This window comes from Pseudoalteromonas aurantia 208, assembly GCF_014858725.1.
Lineage (GTDB): Bacteria > Pseudomonadota > Gammaproteobacteria > Enterobacterales > Alteromonadaceae > Pseudoalteromonas > Pseudoalteromonas aurantia.
Map to the genome: position 1 here is coordinate 1 of NZ_AQGV01000012.1, position 17180 is coordinate 17180.

Annotated in this window: 17 protein-coding genes, 1 rRNA gene and 1 pseudogene; 14 read left to right on the forward strand and 5 right to left on the reverse strand. The window is 40.4% G+C overall.

From position 1 onward, the window contains the following. The 3 genes and pseudogenes from rrf to PAUR_RS23965 form a co-directional block, all read left to right on the forward strand. A 5S ribosomal RNA gene (gene rrf, locus PAUR_RS04110) occupies positions 1-113 on the forward strand; the annotation flags it as partial. A gap of 1169 nt (positions 114-1282) precedes the next feature. Further along, positions 1283-1429, forward strand: coding sequence for a transposase (locus PAUR_RS23960; protein ID WP_404821691.1), 147 nt, complete (start codon positions 1283-1285; stop codon positions 1427-1429). Between the two features lie 216 nt (positions 1430-1645). Beyond that, positions 1646-2239: pseudogene (locus PAUR_RS23965) on the forward strand (IS256 family transposase). A 261-nt stretch (positions 2240-2500) separates the two neighbouring features. On the opposite strand, the gene PAUR_RS04120 reads toward PAUR_RS23965, so the two are convergent. Together PAUR_RS04120 and waaA are read right to left on the reverse strand one after the other, a co-directional pair. Next, positions 2501-3052 carry a DUF1415 domain-containing protein gene (locus PAUR_RS04120; RefSeq protein ID WP_192506554.1) on the reverse strand — a complete coding sequence of 184 codons (552 nt, stop codon included), beginning with the start codon at positions 3050-3052 and terminating at the stop codon, positions 2501-2503. After that, a complete protein-coding gene (waaA, locus tag PAUR_RS04125) occupies positions 3049-4323 on the reverse strand; it encodes a lipid IV(A) 3-deoxy-D-manno-octulosonic acid transferase (protein WP_192506555.1) in 1275 nt (424 codons plus the stop codon). The genes PAUR_RS04120 and waaA overlap by 4 nt, the downstream gene beginning before the upstream one ends. A 148-nt stretch (positions 4324-4471) precedes the next feature. Between waaA and PAUR_RS04130 the strand changes: the two genes are divergently transcribed. Genes PAUR_RS04130 through hldE form a run of 3 tightly spaced genes read left to right on the forward strand, consistent with a single transcriptional unit; the run spans position 4472 to position 8013 of the window. Next, positions 4472-5923 (forward strand): capsule assembly Wzi family protein, encoded by a 1452-nt coding sequence (locus PAUR_RS04130; RefSeq protein WP_192506556.1) that lies wholly within the window; start codon positions 4472-4474, stop codon positions 5921-5923. A 54-nt stretch (positions 5924-5977) separates the two neighbouring features. Continuing rightward, on the forward strand, positions 5978-6568 hold the full coding sequence (locus PAUR_RS04135) for an SIS domain-containing protein (protein ID WP_192506557.1): 591 nt from the start codon (positions 5978-5980) through the stop codon (positions 6566-6568). Beyond that, positions 6568-8013 (forward strand): bifunctional D-glycero-beta-D-manno-heptose-7-phosphate kinase/D-glycero-beta-D-manno-heptose 1-phosphate adenylyltransferase HldE, encoded by a 1446-nt coding sequence (hldE, locus tag PAUR_RS04140; RefSeq protein WP_192506558.1) that lies wholly within the window; start codon positions 6568-6570, stop codon positions 8011-8013. The genes PAUR_RS04135 and hldE overlap by 1 nt, the downstream gene beginning before the upstream one ends. A 4-nt stretch (positions 8014-8017) precedes the next feature. Here the strand turns inward: hldE and PAUR_RS04145 are convergent, their stop codons facing one another. After that, on the reverse strand, positions 8018-8737 hold the full coding sequence (locus PAUR_RS04145; protein ID WP_192506559.1) for a 3-deoxy-D-manno-octulosonic acid kinase: 720 nt from the start codon (positions 8735-8737) through the stop codon (positions 8018-8020). A gap of 123 nt (positions 8738-8860) precedes the next feature. Here PAUR_RS04145 and PAUR_RS04150 point away from each other — a divergent pair, with 123 nt between their 5' ends. The 6 genes from PAUR_RS04150 (at position 8861) to glpG (ending at position 14107) form a co-directional block, all read left to right on the forward strand. After that, positions 8861-9904, forward strand: coding sequence for a glycosyltransferase family 9 protein (locus tag PAUR_RS04150; protein WP_192506560.1), 1044 nt, complete (start codon positions 8861-8863; stop codon positions 9902-9904). Between the two features lie 7 nt (positions 9905-9911). Then, complete coding sequence (gmhB, locus tag PAUR_RS04155; RefSeq protein ID WP_192506561.1) at positions 9912-10469, forward strand: D-glycero-beta-D-manno-heptose 1,7-bisphosphate 7-phosphatase; 558 nt, start codon at positions 9912-9914, stop codon at positions 10467-10469. Positions 10470-10626: 157 nt separating this feature from the next. Beyond that, positions 10627-11823 carry a glycine C-acetyltransferase gene (locus PAUR_RS04160; protein WP_192506562.1) on the forward strand — a complete coding sequence of 399 codons (1197 nt, stop codon included), beginning with the start codon at positions 10627-10629 and terminating at the stop codon, positions 11821-11823. A gap of 44 nt (positions 11824-11867) precedes the next feature. Then, positions 11868-12893, forward strand: coding sequence for an L-threonine 3-dehydrogenase (gene tdh / locus PAUR_RS04165; protein ID WP_192506563.1), 1026 nt, complete (start codon positions 11868-11870; stop codon positions 12891-12893). A 63-nt stretch (positions 12894-12956) separates the two neighbouring features. After that, complete coding sequence (gene glpE / locus PAUR_RS04170) at positions 12957-13274, forward strand: thiosulfate sulfurtransferase GlpE (protein WP_192506564.1); 318 nt, start codon at positions 12957-12959, stop codon at positions 13272-13274. Next, positions 13271-14107, forward strand: coding sequence for a rhomboid family intramembrane serine protease GlpG (gene glpG / locus PAUR_RS04175; RefSeq protein WP_192506565.1), 837 nt, complete (start codon positions 13271-13273; stop codon positions 14105-14107). The genes glpE and glpG overlap by 4 nt, the downstream gene beginning before the upstream one ends. On the opposite strand, the gene PAUR_RS04180 is transcribed toward glpG, so the two are convergent. Further along, on the reverse strand, positions 14088-14456 hold the full coding sequence (locus tag PAUR_RS04180) for a flagellar basal body-associated protein FliL (RefSeq protein ID WP_404821670.1): 369 nt from the start codon (positions 14454-14456) through the stop codon (positions 14088-14090). The genes glpG and PAUR_RS04180 overlap by 20 nt on opposite strands. A 201-nt stretch (positions 14457-14657) precedes the next feature. On the opposite strand from PAUR_RS04180, the gene PAUR_RS04185 reads away from it, so the two are divergent. Beyond that, positions 14658-15185 (forward strand): chorismate--pyruvate lyase family protein, encoded by a 528-nt coding sequence (locus PAUR_RS04185; RefSeq protein WP_192506566.1) that lies wholly within the window; start codon positions 14658-14660, stop codon positions 15183-15185. A gap of 1 nt (position 15186) precedes the next feature. Further along, on the forward strand, positions 15187-16059 hold the full coding sequence (ubiA, locus tag PAUR_RS04190) for a 4-hydroxybenzoate octaprenyltransferase (protein ID WP_192506567.1): 873 nt from the start codon (positions 15187-15189) through the stop codon (positions 16057-16059). Between the two features lie 124 nt (positions 16060-16183). Here ubiA and PAUR_RS04195 read toward each other — a convergent pair whose 3' ends face one another. Then, positions 16184-17080 carry a LysR family transcriptional regulator gene (locus tag PAUR_RS04195; RefSeq protein ID WP_192506568.1) on the reverse strand — a complete coding sequence of 299 codons (897 nt, stop codon included), beginning with the start codon at positions 17078-17080 and terminating at the stop codon, positions 16184-16186. Positions 17081-17180: the final 100 nt, after the last annotated feature.

A 17180-nucleotide genomic window follows, 5' to 3' on the forward strand; every position in this document is an offset into this window, starting at 1 on the left:
TGGTGACAATAGCGTTTTGGACCCACCTGACCCCATGCCGAACTCAGAAGTGAAACGAAACAGCGTCGATGATAGTGTGGCAGTTGCCATGTGAAAGTAGAACATTGCCAGGCATTAAATTAGAGAAACCCGTTGCAGAGATGCGACGGGTTTTTTGCGTTTGGGGTTTAGGAAAAGTGACTTGGAGAGCAGAAGTTAGAAAGGGGGTTTTAGGTCACTATGAATAGCATGCTGTAAAAGCCACAGACCCTGAAATGAATTCAGGGAGACGAAGCTTTGTATTTAGAGACGGGGGTTTTATTACTCACACCTTATTGTCCTCCTGACGCAGGTCATGATCACTTGGCTGGAATCTCGTTTAAATAAATCGTGAAATATTACGACTGATATATAAGTTACGTACTAGGCACCGTTCTTCATAAATTACAAAGATGATATTTTATCGTGAGAATGTGCGGTGGGTGCTACCCCGAGGCTTAAAATCATATATTACTGCGTATTTGTTCAAGGTATAACTCCCCCAAAAACGATACTCGCGATTTTCTGTCGCAGATTGAGAACTCTGCATGTCTATAAAACACCGAAATGTCGCGGTGATACAGGCTAACAATTTATCTAATATAGAGTAAGTATCCACATCTAAGTATGTACATCGTAGCGCTAATGGCTTTATGATGATGGCTTGATTAGGTATATGTAAGGGTTGATGTGCCGTACTATCTATTACTACTATTAGTGACTTTTGCTTTATTTGGGGTGTCGGCAACTTACTTTTCGCGTTTTCTCTATGATTATTGGGTTAAGAAAGAAATTAACGTTGTTTATATTTGGCGTGCGGGTGGATGTGCCCTACTGATAATTATATTGTCACTCGTAGGGCAATTGATAAGGTAGTTACTTGGTCTTGAACGCTTCACATTTTTTATTAATACAGAGTGATTGAACATGCAGCTTAGGAACCATAAAAGTAAGAAAGAAAGAGAAACATATTTATAGACCCTGAAACCCGTTTAGGAAGATGAGTCCCACGGTAATCCGACCTTATTGTCTTCCTGACGCAGGTCAGGATCTATAAAAGTGGGCAAGAAAGAGGTGTATTTATAGACCTTTAACCCCGTCTTGGGGACGGTAACTAATTTTGTGTAACTGTTTATCATCACATACTCTATTGTGAGTTAAGGATAGGCAGCGGCCAAAGGTATTAAAACTCCTGAGGACTTAAACGAAACTAGTCAGATGTTGAAAAAGAACATTGTCGAAGTGGCACTGAGCGCTGAAATGGATAAAACACCTAGGCTACGAAAAACATAGGCAATCTACATCGACTGTTAGTCGCAATGGCAAGAACAGCAAACGGGTTAAAACTGAAGGTGGCGACTTTGAACTCGATACCCCTCACGACTGCGAAAGCTCTTTTGAACCCAAATAGGTCAAAAAGCACCAAACCCGTTTCACGTCTATGGCCGATAAAATCCTCTAGCTGTACGCACAAGGTGGGCATTCGTGACATCGTTAATGCTTTTGATGAATGGTATGGTTCTGGGATATCGCCGACACTTGTTTCTCGTATGCGGTTATCGAATAAGTTATCGAGTGGCAATCACGCCCACTGGATACGATATATTCTATTGTTTACCTGAGTTGTATTGTCGTTAAAATTCGTCAAGACAAAAGGGTTATCAACAAGTCGATTATTTTAGTACTGGGTATCAATATCGAAGGCCATAAAGAGCTGACGAGTATGTGGATCGCCGAGAACTAAGGTGCTAAGTTCTGGTTAAACGTACTGAAAAAACTTCAACAGCGTGGGATGGAAGACATATTCTGATGACCTTAAATGTTTCCCTGATGCTATCAATACCGTTTTCCTCAAACTAACATCCAGCTGCGTATTGTACACATGGTTCGCAATTTGTCGAAATATGTCTTGTGGAAAGATTACAAGGCAGTCACCGCTGACTTAAAGCGTGTTTATCGTTCAGTTACAGAGGATGAAGCCTTACGTGAACTGGAGCGCTTCGGCAACATCTGGGACAGCCAATATTCGCAAATTGCAAAGTCATGGCATAACTATTGGCAGAATCTGAATACGCTGTTTAACTACCCTGAAGATATCCGCAGGGCTATCTACACAGCTAACGCGATTGAATTGTTCAATAGTGTAATCAGAAAGAGATCAAAAAGCGTAAAATATTTCCTAGCGATAATTCAGCGAGAAAAATGCTTTTTCTTGCGATAAAAGATGCCAGCAAGAAATGGAAAATGCCGATTCAAAACTGACGTCAGGCGGTGATTCGTCTTATTATTGAGTTCGAGGAACGCCTCGAAATACATATCAATGAAATGGCAATTATTATAGCTAGGCTACAATTTATTTCGCTGAGTGTAATTAGTGCACTTCGCAGGAATAGTAAGTTTACAACACGAGTACTTTTCGAAAGAGAATCATAGTACAAGCAAATTACCTTGTACTACAAGCAGTAATAAGTGGCCTATATGGTCACTTGCTTACACCTTTATTATGGCAATCGGTGAGCAAGTTCTGCCAGAAGCTCTTTCCTTTTCTGCGTGTGAGTTTTATATTGTTTTCAGGAATACTTTCCGGATCATCGTAATTATCAAGCGCGTGCTCCATACTAAGTTCTCGAATTAGGTGCAAAGTTGGGTAGGGAGCCCTATTAGTATAGTTTGCAGGGTCATCATCTTCGCTGTCTGCAAATACATAATTAGGGTGAAAGTTAGCAATTTGATAAATACCTTCATAACCTTGTACACATAACATAGCATTCGCTAAATCGACTAGATTCAAGAAATCATCAAAGTTTTGAAACCCTTGTGTAAAAAACAACAAGGTTGTTTCTCTTTCTGGGTTTTGTGTTAGTTGAACGCAGTGCTCAAGCATATCCATGACAGCATCATCATGACTTATACTGCTCGATGGTTGGTAGTAAATTTTATTCTGCTCAACTTCTTGTCTTGCAAATGGACAAAAGTTGAATTTAACGATAACAGAGCTGACCCAGTTCTGCATGGCATTAATAGGTGTGGTCATGTTAATTCCTCTGATGTGCGTAATGAAGTTAATAAATCAAGAGATTTAGGAATTGCGCCCTGATTTTTCTGTAGGCATGCATGTGCATTTTGACCCAGCAACGTTCGAGTATCGAAATCATCGAATAGCTTAATTAAAACTTCACTAAGCTGTTGTTCATGATCAATTTGTAGTGCACCTTTGTTGGAGAGTAGGTCTGGGTAGATGTGAGAAAAGTTGTAAGTTGAAGGCCCTGTAAGTACACCAACTGCGAAAGCCGCTGCTTCAAGCGGGTTATGCCCACCTCTTTCAATAAGACTACCACCTATGTAAGCAATATCCGCACAGCCATAGAGCATTTTTAGCTCACCCAAAGTATCGGCCAGCAAAACCTGTTTTGTAGGCTCTAAAGCCTCACTACGTTTAGTAAAAGAGAATGCTTGTTGATTGAGTATGTCTGCAACAAATTGAAACTGTTCTGGGTGTCGAGGTGCAATAATTAACAAAGCATTTGGGTTTTTCTTTAATAATTGTTGATGGGCAAAAAGTACTTTTTCATGTTCTTTTGGGTGAGTTGAACCTGCAACCCATACAGGTCTGTCCGCAAGCTGTGCTTTTAAGGCGTTAGCATTTAACTGAACATCAAAATCTATTTGGATGTCAAACTTTATTGACCCTGTTACGGTTACTTTCTGCCTAGCAAGACCCAGAGTAATAAAACGCTTTGCATCTTCCTCATTATGGCATGCTAAGTGATCTATGCTTTTCATAAGTCGTTTGGCGAGGGGAGAGACTCTTTGATAGCCTTTCAACGATTTCTCAGACAAACGCGCATTGATAATAACAGTCGGGCATGCTTGTTTGTTAGCTTGTGCTAATAGGTTTAGCCAAAGTTCAGTTTCTAATATGATCAGTAGTTTTGGTTGTAAGGTTTTGATAAAGCGTTTACTACAATGCCAAAAATCAAATGGCAAATAACAAATATTTGCATGTTGCCCAAGGCTATCAGTAGCTTGTTGGCGACCAGTAGGCGTGTTGCAGGTAATTACAATGTAGTCGTTCGGGTGGCGTTTTATATATGCTTTTATTAATGGCGTCGCTGCGAGCACCTCACCTACTGATGCGCAGTGGAAAATGACGGCATTTCTTGGTAAAGACTTCAAAGAAAGAGCAAAGCGCTCTAAAAAAAACAGCCGATAAGTAGGAGTTTTATGCCCTCTTATTAGGTATAGATAAATGACTATAAATGGGCTGAGTATATAAAGGAAGCAGCTGTATAAAAGGCGTATCATGAGTCACATATGGTAAATATAAAAACTCATTTTACTGTGAATTGTGTAAGAATTAAAATCTAATAACAAATTTACACACTTTAGAGTCGTGCTCCCACAAAATAACTTTGTTACCATATAGGTATATTTCAAAAAACACTGATAAAAGATGAAGTCTAAAAGTACGTATTTCTTTGCTGGTATATTATTTTTCCTCTCTACCTATGCATTTTCAGCACCAACGGCATATTTACCAATTGGGAAAGATGTCATTTTAGAGTATCAAATTGACCAGATGTTTGCTTTAACACATGGTACACCAATGGCAAAACCATATCGTTTAAGCGAAATACATTCTGCGCTGCGAAAACTCTATAGTCTTGATAGAGCATTATATAATGTTATTCAGAAGCGTTTGAAGCCCTACTCAAGTAAAGATGACATTACCCGTCAGGGTGTCAAATTGAGAGTTGATTCTGGAGAAAAAGTTAAATTAGCTAATGAGAGAAGTAATACCTCTAGTGAATATGCGGAACTGTCACTAGAAGGTATTTGGCGAGGCAGTGAAAGTTCGCTATTACAAGTCGGCATTGATTACCGAGTCGAAGCAGGAGATTTGATCCCGTATAATACCTTTTACGCGTTAGGCGGTGAGACTTTTCAGCTCAATTTAGGATATAAAGAACATTGGTTTTCACCGTTTAAAAGCTTTGCCCAAGTTTACTCTAACAATGCAAAACCGCTACCTTCTGTATCTATTGGGTTAATTGCACCATTGAAAAATTGGTGGAACTTTGACTTTGAGCTTTTTTATGCTGAGTCGGAACATGTAGAAAATGGCATCTTATATGAAGGAAAGCTACATAGTGGCAGACCAAAGCTGGCTGGTACACACTTTAGCCTAGAGCCGATAGATGGTTGGAAAATTGGCTTAAATCGAATGATGCAATTCGGAGGTGGACCTCGCGAAGTTAATGTTAAGGATGTATTAAAAGCTTATTTTGACCCAGCAGGAAATGATAATTCGGGTCTTACTGGTAGTAGGGATGCAGAATTAGGAGACCAATGGGTAACTTTTACAAGTACATTACGGACAACGACAGTATTGCCAGTTGAGTGGTATATAGAATATGGAGGAGAGGATACTAAAGGCCACAAAAACTACCAATTTGGTAACACCGCGACCAATCTTGGTTTTTATCTTCCAAAATTAACAGCTCAAAGTACGTTGCGTTATGAGTATTCAAATCAGCACAGCCTTTGGTATGTGAATGAAATATATCCGACTTACGGGAATTCAATTGGTGGAGCTGTCATGGGGAGTTTTATTGGTGATCAACGAAAGTTTGGCGATGCAGCACCATCTCAAGCTCATGTTATTGATGTTACTTATAGTGAATCCTTCACTTCTTTGTGGCGAGCGAAATACACTAGAATTGAAAATAAAAGTGGTTATTTAAATGAGCTTGGTCAACAAGGGGAGGATTATGAAGTGGGTCAAGAGTTGCAAATTAGCAATAGTCGTAGCATTGCCAAAAAGCAGGTTGAGACTACTTTGGCTGTAGGTAAGGATGTATTTGGACAGAGCTATACTTGGTTATCAGTCAATGTATACTGGTAGTTCACGGATATTATTTACAGAATTAAGCCCAATAGCGGTGATTTAGGAACTCATATGTCGAAAAATCAACATGTTGAACAAAGTTATTTAGCTTCTTTGCAACGTCATCAAGATGTTTTCAATACAATGGCTGATTATCATCAAGAAGTGATGCAACTATTGAATGCATGCCAAAGTGCTTTGGCTCGAGGTGGTAAAGTTATTTGGTTCGGCAACGGTGGTAGTGCGGCAGACGCGCAACATTTGGCTGCCGAATTTGTCGTTCGATATAAGCTGGAGCGGGGGCCGCTGGCATCAATAGCGCTAACCACAGATACGTCTATTTTAACTGCGCATAGCAATGACTACCACTTCGATACGGTATTTGAGCGTCAAGTTCAAGCTTTGTGTAAAAAAGAAGATTTAGTGATTGGTTTAACAACATCCGGTACGAGCGCCAATATTAATTTGGCGCTGGCAGCAGCCAATGAGTTAGGTGCGTTCACTGTGGCATTGACGGGGCGAGATGGTGGTGAAGTAAAAAGTATTGCGAAGTTACCAATTATAATTCGTAATGATGAAACAGCGCGTATTCAAGAAGCTCATATGTTTATTGGTCATTGGTTATGTGAAGCTGTGGATATGTTGGTTGCGGAGTTGCAATAATGAATTTAGCCAACTTACAACATCTGAATAAAGCACGTGTTCTAGTCGTTGGGGATGTCATGCTTGATCGTTATTGGCTAGGAGATACCGGTAGAATTTCCCCTGAAGCCCCTGTACCCGTTGTTAAAGTGAGTCGCCTAGAAGACAAAGCTGGGGGCGCTGCAAACGTTGCTAAGAATGTGGCACATTTAGATGGAAAAGTGGGATTACTCGGGTTGATAGGTAAGGATGACAATGGTCAAACTCTAGAGCGTATTTTGCAATTTGAAAATATACATTCGCAGTTAGTGAGTATTGATGCGCTGCCAACGATCGCTAAAATGCGAGTCATCAGCCGGCATCAACAAGTTGTAAGGTTAGACTTAGAAGAGACATTTACAAATACACATAGTCGTTTTCTGTTGAGTAAACTGAAGGAAGTCATTGATGAATATGATTATATTTTATTTTCAGATTATAATAAGGGGGCGTTGTCGGCTATTCAAGAAATGATAGCCGTTGCAAAATCCGCAGGAAAAACAGTGCTTGTTGACCCTAAGTCATCTGATTTTGCTTTATATCGCGGTGCAGACTTCATTACACCCAATCTTAATGAATTTAAACTAGCTGGGGGCATTGTTGATTCTGAAGAGACATTAACTGAGAGCGCTCGTAAGCTACTACAAGAAGCAGGCATTGAAGCAATGTTGCTAACTCGTTCAGAACAAGGCATGTCATTGATTAGTGCTTCAGAAAAACATCATTTCTCAGCTCAAGTAAGAGAAGTGAGTGATGTAACTGGTGCCGGTGATACAGTAATTGCAACCCTGACAACGATGTTGGGGGCCGGTATGATTGCGAAAGATGCAGTGGAAGTTGCAAATATTGCTGCAGGCATTGCAGTGAGTAAACTCGGAGCTGCCACTGTAACGCCCGAAGAGTTAAGTCGCAAGCTAGGGCAGTACTTAATTGAGAATGGCGAGCACTATCAAACTCCTTATGATGATGTGCATCAACATATTGCACTCGCACAAAAAAATGGTGAGCGTATTGTGTTTACCAATGGGTGTTTTGATATATTACATGCGGGACATGTAAAATATTTGGCACAAGCTAAAGCGATGGGTGATAGGCTAGTTGTCGGTTTGAATAATGACGAGTCTATATCACGTCTTAAAGGTTCAGATAGGCCAATAAACCCTTTAGATGAGCGGGCTATGGTACTATCTGCATTGGCTTCGGTTGATTGGGTAATCCCTTTTGGCAGTGAAGCACAAGGAGATACGCCAGCAGAACTGATTGCACGACTCAGCCCTGATGTTTTGGTCAAAGGTGGTGATTATAAGGTATCTGAAATCGCTGGTGCCGATCATGTGCTGAGTACCGGAGGAAAAGTTGAGGTGCTTGATTTCTTAAATGGTTGCTCTACTTCAAATATTATTAAGAAAGCGCAGTCAACTCAATAAGAGTTTATGGATGTCGGGCATCCATATAATGGGTGTGAAATGATACCCAGTTATCAGGAGTGAAGTAGAAGGTCGGCCATTTGCCGGCCTCTTTGTGCAGAGAGCGCTGTAACCGTTCTATATTACTGTTCTGCCAGTCTAAAGCTGGTTTTCTTAATTCACCGCGATCAAAATCGATAAGATACACCTTCCCCTTATCATCAAAGAGGATATTGTTGATATTCAAATCTGCATGGTAAACCCCTGCGTTATGAAACTCGGCGATAGTTAAAGCAACATCACTAAGATTTTGATCTGTAAGCGGCTGTGTCTGTAGCAACTCGCATAAACTAATCGCACCAGGTATGGCGGAAGTAATTAAATCTCCACGATATATTAATAGAGATTTCGTTACTCTGGCTGCGATTGGTTGAGGAACTGCTAAACCACGTTTTTGTAGTTCACACATAAGTAAAAATTCGCGATAAACACGAGAATTTTTTAACCCCGTATAAATATATTGGTCAGATAATATTTTGCCTATGATACCGCCTCGCCAATAATGTTTGAGCACATTAACGGTGTCGTTATGCTTAAAAAACCAAGCAGTAGCGCGTCCTTCTTTGGTGCCTACAATCGCGTTTTTTTGTTGCCAATAACTCGCATCAAAGTATTTAGCAGGGAAAGAGGGCTCAACGTATTCAGGGCTTAATATATACCCCTGTTTTGTATCATTAATGTGCATATCAGCGGTAAAGTAAACTTAGATGGAGGTAGTGTATCGCGTTTTTACCTCGCTATAAACTTGCAAAGCAATGTGAATAATTTAAGATCGGATTCTAAATGAGGTTTATCTTGCGGGAAAAGTGTGACAGATCAATATAATTCAATTTGTATTTTAAGATTATCGGCTATCGGTGACGTTTGCCATGCAGTCTCCGCAGTTCAAGATATTCAAGCGGCTCACCCACATGCAAAAATTACTTGGATAATAGGAAAGGTTGAAGCCATGTTGCTATCGGGCTTGCCAGGTATCGAGTTTGTTATTTTTGATAAGAAGCAAGGGAAAGCCGCGTATAACCAGTTGAAAGCGTGTTTTAAAGGCCGAAAATTTGATGTATTGCTGCATATGCAAGTTGCCCTACGGGCTAATTTGGTAGCCAGATGCATTCCAGCTAAGAAGAAAATTGGCTTTGATAAACATCGTAGCAAAGAGTTACACGGCTTATTTATTAATAAACGAATACAAGCACAAAGCGAGCCTCATGTTTTAGAAGGCTTTCAGAATTTTGCTCGAGCAATTGGTGCAAAATGCGGTATCCCGAGTTGGGAAATGCCTTACTCGGTGGAGGATGAAAGTGTGGCAAGTCAGCTTTTATGCGAGTTAGGTAGAGTTTTTGTGATTGCACCTGCGGCAAGTAAAGAAGAAAGAAATTGGTTACCTGAGCGCTACGCAAAAGTTGCTGAACACGCACACAAGCAAGGGTTTAGTGTGGTAGTCACTGGTGGTCCAACGACATTGGAGCAGACTTTGGCAGATAAAATAGTCAGTCAAGCATGTTGTCCTATTCTTAATTTAGTCGGAAAAACGCAGTTAAAGCAATTATTGTGTGTTTTGAAGCAAGCAAAACTAGTTTTGGCGCCAGATACTGGACCTGCTCATATGGCGGTGACAGTTCAGACACCAGTGATTGGGTTATACGCACATTCGAATCCACAACGTACCGGGCCTTATTTATATTTAGACTATGTTGTTGAGGTTTATCACAACAATTTATTTAAGCAAAAAAAGAAAACTGCGAAGCAACTGCCATGGGGCACAAGAGTTAAAGGCGCTGACTTAATGTCACAGATCAGCACTGAACAGGTTGTTACCATGTTTGACCATGTTGTAAATACTGAAAGGTTATAAGGGTGTTATGAGTCAAAAAGCTATTTTTTTAGATCGTGATGGTGTTATTAATATTGATCATGCGTATGTACATAAAAGAGAAGATTTTCAGTTTATTGAAGGGGTCTTTGAGGCATGTCAGTATTTCATTGCGCAAGGCTATATTATTGTTGTTGTGACTAATCAATCAGGGATTGGTCGCGGTTATTATACCGAAGCTCAATTTAATGTATTAAGTCAGTGGATGTGTGGGGAGTTTGCTAAGCATGGTGTGGCAATCAGTAAAGTGTATTTTTGTCCACATCATCCCAGTAAAGCTGAACCAGAGTACTTGGTTGATTGTCAATGCAGAAAACCTCGGGCAGGCATGCTGATGCAGGCGATTAATGAGTTTGATATTAAGGTTGAAAACAGTGTTATGGTGGGGGATAAAGTCTCTGATATACAAGCTGCTCGCAGCGCTGGAGTAAAAACTGCCATATTGGTTGAGTCAGGTCAAGCGTTTGATAAAGCAACCATGGAAACAGCTGACTTTGTATGTTCATCATTGGATAAAGTGCCCAGTATTCTGTCTTCCATCTCATAAATATTTACTTTACTGAACGGTGGACGATAATCACACTTCGTGCAATTACGCTCTGAAACTTTTACAATACATCCCTATTTGATATTAGCTGTAGTGAATTAAGCAAACACCAAGTTGATTCATTATGGGTAACCCGTGCAACCAATGGAGACTCTAAATGAGAGCATCGGCCTTTTATAGCCAGTTAGAGCAGCAACTTGAAGAAGTTAAAGCTGAAGGTTTATACAAAAATGAACGAGTGATCACATCCTCTCAACAAGCTGAAATAGCTGTATCATCAGGTGATTCAGTCATTAATTTTTGTGCGAACAACTACTTGGGCCTAGCAAATAGCTCAAGCCTAATCGAAGCGGCAAAACAAGGCCTAGATGCCCATGGTTTTGGTGTAGCATCAGTGCGTTTTATCTGTGGGACACAAGATATTCACAAAACACTAGAAGCTAAAATCAGTGAGTTTTTACAAACAGAAGACACCATTTTGTATTCTTCGTGTTTTGATGCGAATGCTGGACTGTTTGAAACAATTCTAGGTCCAGAGGACGCAATTATCTCTGATGCACTTAATCACGCATCGATTATTGACGGTGTTCGTTTGTGTAAAGCAAAACGTTTCCGTTATGCCAATAATGATATGGCGGCGCTTGAAGAGCAGTTAATTGCAGCTACCGAGGCTGGTGCAAAAACAAAGTTGATTGCAACAGATGGTGTTTTCTCAATGGATGGGGTTATTTGTAATTTAGCGGCGGTGTGTGATCTAGCGGATAAATATGACGCGTTAGTGATGGTTGATGATTCACATGCGGTAGGTTTTGTTGGCGAAAATGGCCGTGGTACGCCAGAGTATTGCGGAGTATTAGACCGGGTTGATATTATAACCGGAACACTAGGGAAGGCACTTGGTGGTGCTTCTGGTGGTTATACAGCGGGTAAGAAAGAAATGGTTGATTGGTTACGTCAGCGTTCACGCCCATATTTGTTTTCAAACTCACTCGCGCCATCGATTGTTACAGCGTCTATCGCAGTATTAGATATGCTTAAAGATGGTCAAGCGTTACGTGATACACTTTGGAGCAATGCAGCCTATTTTCGAGAGAAAATGGAAGCGGCTGGTTTCACGTGTGCGGGTAAGGATCATGCAATAATCCCTGTGATGTTGGGGGATGCGAAAATAGCTGCTGCGATGGCCGATAAATTGCTTAATGAGGGTATTTATGTCACTGGATTCTCATTCCCAGTTGTACCGAAAGGTCAGGCGCGTATTCGAACGCAAATATCAGCCGCGCATACTAAAGAGCAGCTAGACACCGCAATTAATGCGTTTATTCGTATTGGTAAAGAATTGGACGTTATTTAAACCTATTGGGGAGGCGAATGCTTCCTCTTTAACGAGCGAAAAGTATGAAAGCGTTATCGAAATTGAAGGCTGAACCTGGGATCTGGATGACAGATGCGCCAAAACCAGAAGTTGGCCACAACGACCTATTAATAAAAATCCGTAAAACTGCGATATGTGGTACGGATGTTCACATTTATAAATGGGATGAGTGGGCTCAAAATACTATTCCAACGCCAATGGTTGTTGGCCATGAGTATGTTGGTGAAGTTGTGGAGATGGGTCAAGAGGTTCGTGGTTTCCAAGTTGGTGACCGCGTATCGGGTGAAGGGCATATTACGTGTGGACACTGTCGTAATTGCCGTGCAGGTAGAGTACATCTATGTCGCAATACAACGGGCGTGGGAGTAAACCGAGAAGGGTCTTTTGCTGAGTATTTGGTGATCCCTGCCTTCAACGCATTTAAAATCCCAGATAATATTTCGGATGAATTGGCTGCGATTTTCGACCCATTTGGTAATGCAGTACACACCGCATTATCGTTTGATTTAGTGGGTGAAGATGTATTAATTACAGGAGCTGGACCAATTGGGATAATGGCTGCGGCAGTTGCTAAGCATGTGGGTGCTCGTCATGTGGTCATTACGGATGTAAATGAATATCGTCTGGAGCTGGCAAGGAAAATGGGCGCAACCCGAGCAGTCAATGTCGCCACAGAAAAGCTAGAAGATGTCATGTCAGAACTGGGTATGACAGAAGGCTTTGATATTGGCTTAGAAATGTCAGGTGTGCCTATTGCATTTAACAGCATGCTCAATAATATGAATCATGGTGGAAAAATCGCGATGCTGGGTATTCCACCGTCAGATATGGCAGTAGACTGGAATCAAGTTATTTTTAAAGGGCTTGTAATTAAAGGGATTTATGGCCGAGAAATGTTTGAGACATGGTATAAAATGGCCAGTCTGATCCAGTCTGGCTTAGATTTAAATCCAATTATTACACATCAATTTCATATTGATGAATTCCAAACAGGCTTCGATACGATGATATCTGGTCAGTCTGGGAAAGTTATTTTAAATTGGACGTGATGTACGTCATACCATGAGTTATAGACGGCTTTGGTCGTCTTTTTAAGTTTAGAGAAGTAATGTATGTCATTTAAAAATATTTCAGTTGCGCAAACCCACGAAATGCTTAAACGTGATGATGTCATTGTGGCAGATATTCGGGACTCAAATAGTTATGAGAATGGCCATATACCAGGATCAGAGCATTTGTCTAACGCAAATATTGGCCACTTTATGCAAGAGAAAGAATTTGAGCAGCCAATTATTGTTGTATGCTATCACGGCGTGAGCTCTCAAGGCGCTGCCAACTATTTGGTAGAGCAAGGGTTTGAAGATGTTTATAGCATGGATGGTGGTTTTACTCAGTGGGCCGCTGATCTCCCAGATGTTGTGAAAAAATGATTCTAATAGGTACTTCAGATAACCCTCGAGCGGTACAAGGCGCGGCCGATTACTTTAAAAGCCAGGGGGTTGCTGTTGTTTTAGAAAGCCATGATGGTCGGTACGTTCAAGTTTGGGTGCCAAAGGCCCAACATGAGCAAGCGCAAGCTTTGTGGCAAGACTTTATTGATAATCCGTATGATGAAAAATACCTCACAGCATCGTGGCACACAGGTGATACTGATACACAATTCATGTACAAGGGGGGCTCACTTAACCTCATTAGACGTTTTCATCAATTACATTGTTGTTTAAAATCCGTCTTTGTAGTTTGCATTGCTATTTTTATTAGCTTTCATATTTTTGATACTCACTTTGTTTTTCAGCTTCTTCAATTTGATCCTAGCTCACCAATGACTTGGCTTTCTCCTGCCTTAATTCACATTGGTATAGTGCACCTTGTATTTAACTTGGGTTGGTGGCTGCATCTGGGTGATAAGCTGATTAACCGCGTTGGACCTTTGCAAGTAGTCTCTATTTCGATAGCGAGTGCAATAATAAGTAACTGGGCACAATATTTGTTTGTTGATCAGAATTTTGGTGGATTAAGTGGTGTTGTCTATGCTTTGCTAGGCTACGCATGGATATATAGCCAACGTAACCCCTCTCAAGCTGCGTTGGTCGAAAAGCCTGTAGTGGGCTTTATGCTTATTTGGATGGCACTTGGGTTTACAGATCTATTGTTTGTTAATATGGCTAACTGGGCACATTTGTTTGGCATGTTAACGGGAATGTTATTAGCAATACTCTTTAATATAAATAAAAATGAAGTTACTAATGATAAAGATATTTAGTAAATAAAACTTCTCTGACAATTTCTTGCCCTGTTTCATCATTCAGCAGGCCTTTTAACTTTTCAGCGCAACGCATACGGATCTCTTCCCGGCCAGTGAGTGATTTTATAGTTTCTTCTGGTTCTTTACTTAATATTTGAACAATAGCGTCTCGCAATAATGGTGTGTGATGTTCAACAATCGCAATATTTGATACGTCGTTTAGCATAAGGTCGACGGTCACCCTCACATAACCCAGCTTTTTGTTTGATTGGCCAATATAATTGGTTATTATGTCCGGCTCGAAGCCAAAGTATCCCACAGTGGACTCTGCTTTAGCACTGATTGGGCTAAGTAGGAGTGTGAACATAAAAACGAAACAAGCATACATCTTCATAACGATTTAAAATCCCAGAAGTTCAATTAATCTATTTTCGAGGTGTAAGTGTATACTTATTTAAGAGATATTTACAGATATGTGGTAAATATCACTCTAAAAAACTAACTCTCTTTGTTGCTTCAGCGCTCAGTGGTATGATATCGCCCGTCGTATATTAGGCTAAGATTTATTGTGTTTGAATATCCTTTTTCCATAGATTATTTTTGGCAAAGTGCTGCTGAATTACAATGTGTGCCGCCCTCAATCGCAAACTTGCTATTTGATCAAGGTTCATTGACTTCATTACTAAAACAGCAATGTCAGCAATTTCGTGTCAAGGTGCTTTCTGAAAAGTGGGTACCTGCTACAAAGAGTCATATTGCGATATTTAACGGTGACGTGCAGAAGGTATTGTGTCGTGAAGTGTTATTGTATTGTGACGATATGCCGAAAGTGTATGCACAAAGCTGGATAACGCAAGCAGCTTATCAGGTGGGCGTAAGTGGGTTAGGTGAAACGCCGTTGGGTGAAGTACTTTTTTGCGATGATAGCTGGCTACGGTCTCAGTTAGATGTCTGTACTTTTCAAAGTGGAAGTACATTTTCTACCTTATCAAGAGTGCATAATGAGGCGGCAGAGCAACTTTATGCGCGACGTAGAGTATTTACTAAAAGTGACGCGCAAGTAATGGTATGTGAAATCTTTTTACCGGGAGAATAAGATGCAATTCAATGTACTCAAAGTAAAAAATATACCGGAATATAAGCAACTAATGCGGTTAGATAAACCCATTGGTACACTATTATTGTTATGGCCAACACTGTGTGCACTTTGGATTGCAAATAATGGCATACCACAGTGGTCATTGCTTATTATATTTACTTTAGGGGTGTTTGTAATGCGCAGTGCGGGCTGTGTTATTAATGATTTTGCGGACCGAAAAGTAGATGGCGCTGTGCAAAGAACTTCAGGTCGGCCGTTAGCGAGGAAGGCTATAAAAGCAGGGGAGGCGCTTACTCTATTTACGGGTCTGATATTTATTGCATTTTTACTGGTAATACAGTTGAATCTTAAGACCGTTGCATTGTCTCTGGTTGCGCTAGCATTGGCTTCTTGTTACCCGTTTATGAAACGATTCACGCATTTACCACAAGTTGTATTAGGTGCGGCCTATAGCTTCTCAATTCCAATGGCTTTTATGGCGACTAACGATGTCGTACCGACGTTAGCTTGGTTACTATTTATTGCCAATTTAGTGTGGACAGTAGCTTACGATACAATGTATGCCATGGTTGATAGAGATGACGATGTTAAAATAGGTGTTAAATCAACAGCTATTCTATTTGGTTCGTTAGATAGGCATTGGATCGCAATGTTAAATAGTTGTTATGTCGCTATCATGGGATATGTTGGTTATACACAAGCGCTGAGTTTGGCGTATTGGGTCGGTTTGTTCTTGGCGGGCGTCTTGCTTGTTAATCAGCAAAGAAAAATCACGGGGCGTGACCGTACTGCTTGTTTTAAGTCGTTTTTAAATAATAATTATGTAGGCATGGCAATTTTTGTTGGCCTCGCCACTTCTATGGCAGTGTAACATCGTACGTTGAGTTGTTTTATGCTACTCAGGTTATTCTGAGATACCCTTTCATTTATGCATCTATATTATTAATGAACACAACAAGAGCCGATATAGCTCTCTTGTGTTCATTACAATGCCATTATTGCGTAGTACAAGATTGAGCCTGAGCGGTTTGTTCTATTAGCTCTAGTAAGTGCTTAATATGGCTGTCTCCACTTACGTGATGATTCGTTTGAACCACTAGCTGTTCGTGGTCCACATCCTTATTTGTTTTAAGTAATACTAAATTAGGATCTTGTGCAATTGTTTTAGAATGCTCAATACTTGCTATTGCAAAGTGGTTTGAGCTTTTTAGACCTTCGATGACTTGGTCTATATTACCAATTTTCATACTAGTCGACTTATTTAAGCCTTCAACCGCTTCATTTAGCATAGTTTGAACTTGTTTGAGCTGAGAGAAACAGCCATACATCGGGTATTCTGACAATTCCGAACGCCTCAAACTATCTTTAGATGCCAACGGGTGATGTTTTGCGACAAACAAAATAAGCTGATCAGGCAGGTGTATATCGCTCATAACGTTACTAGCGCTTTGCAGATAAACACTAATATCAATTTCCCCTAATTGTAATTTCCTTGTTAACTCATTTTCGTCTTGCAGCTGCATTTCTACTTTAACATTAGGGTAATCAGCTAAAAATTTACCGCAAGACATGGGAACAATCGCACTCGCTTTATTCGTATAACCAACAACTAGCTTTTGTTGATCTCGGCCAAATAAACTCTGTTTAATTGTTTTCTTAGTTAGTTCCAACTCTGAAAGTGTGGCTTTACAGTAATTTAGAAATAACTCACCTTGCTCAGTTAACTTCACAGAGCGAGTCGAGCGCTTAACTAATTCACAGCCAATTTCATCTTCTAAAGTTTGGATGCTACGAGTCAGTGCCGAAGTACTGATCCGTGTTTGTTCCGCAGCTTGCCTAAAGTGACGAAGACTACCGAGCGCAACAAACTGTTCAAGTTGTTCAAATCTCATTCGAAATTCCTTTTAATTTCATCAATACACAGAATTTGTGTGATTTTCCCTAATACTAATACAAATATAGAGAAAACTAAAGTGAAATTTTTACATTTTG